The organism is Streptomyces sp. NPDC102283, assembly GCF_044766265.1.
Taxonomy (GTDB): Bacteria; Actinomycetota; Actinomycetes; order Streptomycetales; family Streptomycetaceae; genus Streptomyces.
On sequence record NZ_JBIWLQ010000055.1, the window covers coordinates 1 to 2,132 of the forward strand.

General features: G+C 73.8%; 2 protein-coding genes. One reads left to right on the forward strand and one right to left on the reverse strand.

The annotated features are described in order from the left end of the window. Positions 1–998, reverse strand: a 998-nt coding sequence (locus ACIRJT_RS38840; RefSeq protein WP_403919360.1) for a heavy metal translocating P-type ATPase, incomplete at its 3' end; no start/stop codon positions are given. Positions 999–1,270: 272 nt separating this feature from the next. On the opposite strand from ACIRJT_RS38840, the gene ACIRJT_RS38845 reads away from it, so the two are divergent. Further along, entirely contained in the window at positions 1,271–1,960 is a 690-nt protein-coding gene (locus ACIRJT_RS38845) for a copper homeostasis protein CutC (RefSeq protein ID WP_403919362.1), read from the forward strand. The last annotated feature ends 172 nt before the right edge of the window (positions 1,961–2,132 follow it).

Genomic DNA, 2,132 nt, shown 5'->3' on the forward strand with positions numbered 1-2,132 from the left:
GCTCCGGTGACGGTGTCGCCGGCGGTGACCTCGACGGGTACGGACTCGCCGGTGAGCATGGAGGCGTCCACGGCGGAGGAGCCCTCGACCACGGTTCCGTCCGTCGCGATCTTCTCCCCGGGACGGACCAGGAAACGGTCCCCGACCTGGAGTGCGGCGGTCGGGATCGTCGTCTCGACGCCGTCCCGCAGGACGGTGACCTCCTTGGCGCCCAGCTCCATCAGCGCCTTGAGCGCCGCCCCGGCCTTCCGCTTCGAGCGTGCCTCGAAGTAGCGCCCGGCGAGGATGAACGCCGTCACCCCGGCCGCGGCCTCCAGGTAGATGTTCCCGGCGCCGTCGCTGCGGGCGATGGTCAGCTCGAAGGGGTGCGTCATCCCGACCATGCCCGCGGTCCCGAAGAACAGCGCCCACAACGACCACAGGAACGCGGCCGACGTGCCGACGGAGATCAGCGTGTCCATCGTCGCCGCGCCGTGCTTCGCGTTGGTCCAGGCGGCACGGTGGAACGGCCAGGCGGCGTAGACGACGACCGGCGCGGTCAGCGTCAGGGAGAGCCACTGCCAGTAGTCGAACTGGAGCGCCGGGACCATCGCCATCGCGATCACCGGTACGGCGAGGAGGACGGCGGTGATCAGGCGCTGGCGCAGGGAGGTGAGCCCGTCGTCCTCGCTCTCCGCCGCGGCGCCCGCCGTGTCCGCGACGTTGCTCCCGGGGGAGGCGGTGGACGCCGGCGGTGCGGGTGGCCGGGCGGTGTAGCCGGTGGCCTCGACGGTCGCGATCAGGTCCTCGACGGACACGTCGGAGCCCAGATAGGTGACCTTCGCCTTCTCGGTGGCGTAGTTCACCGTGGCCTCGACGCCGTCCATCCGGTTGAGCTTCTTCTCGATACGGGCCGCGCACGAGGCGCAGGTCATCCCGCCGATCGCGAGCTCGACCGCGGCGGTGTCGGCGGCGGAGCCGGCAGCGGTGGTGGCGGTGGTGGCGGAGTGCGCGGACACGAGGTCCTCCCTGAAGCCGTCCTGATACCCCTAGGGGGTATCTCTTTCTCTCCCCATGTATACCCCCCGCCCCTATGAAGCGCAAGGGCTGGTCGCGGTGAATGCGCCCGTTCCGCACCGGTGTGCGCGCGGTGCGCGTCACTCGTCTGCGGGGTCGGCTCGCGCGCCGTCGTGGTCGTGCGTTGAGATAGAGGGCTGCGCCGCCCGTCTACCGACCCGTAGGCTGGCCATTGGACTAGACCTATAGCTGCGTATCGGAGGAATGGGGACCCATGAGCAACCGTGCAGTCCTGGAGGTGATCGCACTCGACGCGGAGGACGCGGTCGCTGCCCAGGTCGGTGGTGCAGACCGCCTCGAACTGGTCACCGACATGGCCGCGGACGGTCTGACCCCGTCGCGGGAGACCTTCGCGGCGATCAGGTCCGCCGTGGACATCCCGCTGCGCGTGATGCTCAGGGTGGCGGACGGCTTCGCCGCCGGTGACATCGACGTACTGGTCGGCAAGGCCCGCGAGATGCGGGAGGCGGGAGCCGACGAGTTCGTGTTCGGCTTCCTCGACGGGGAGGGCCACGCCGACCTCGTCGCCGTCGAGCGGCTCGTCGCCGAGCTGGACGGCTGCCGGTGGACGTTCCACCGGGCGATCGACCGGGCCGTCGACCGCGACGCCCTGCGCAAGCAGCTCGCGGAGCTGCCCGGCCTCGACACGTTCCTCACGGCCGGCTCGCCGGACGGGGTGGACGCCGGCATCCCGGTCCTCCTGGCCGAGGCCGCCCGGACCGGCGAGCCGGGATACCGGGCGAAGGTCCTGGTCGGCGGCGGCCTCCACCTGCGGCACCTGCCCCGGCTGCGGGCCGCGGGGATCGACGCCGTCCACATCGGCGGCGCCGCCCGGCCCGGGGGTTGGACGGGCCCGGTGGACGCGGCAGCCGTACGGGAGTGGCGCGAGGCGCTGGACGCCTGAGCCGCCCTCCGACGCCCCGCGACCCGGACGCCGGGGCGGTGGGGTGCCGGGGCGGTGGGGGGGGGGCCCCCCCGGGCCCCCCCCCCCCCCCCCCCCCACCCCCCCCCCCGCCGCCCCCCCGCCCCCGGGCGCCCCCCCCGCCCCCCCCCCCCCCCCGGGCCCCCCCCCCACC

What these genes read in the sequence shown, in the direction of transcription:
- ACIRJT_RS38845 (WP_403919362.1), top strand. Translation starts at nt 1,271, where the DNA reads ATGAGCAACCGTGCAGTCCTGGAGGTGATCGCACTCGACGCGGAGGAC.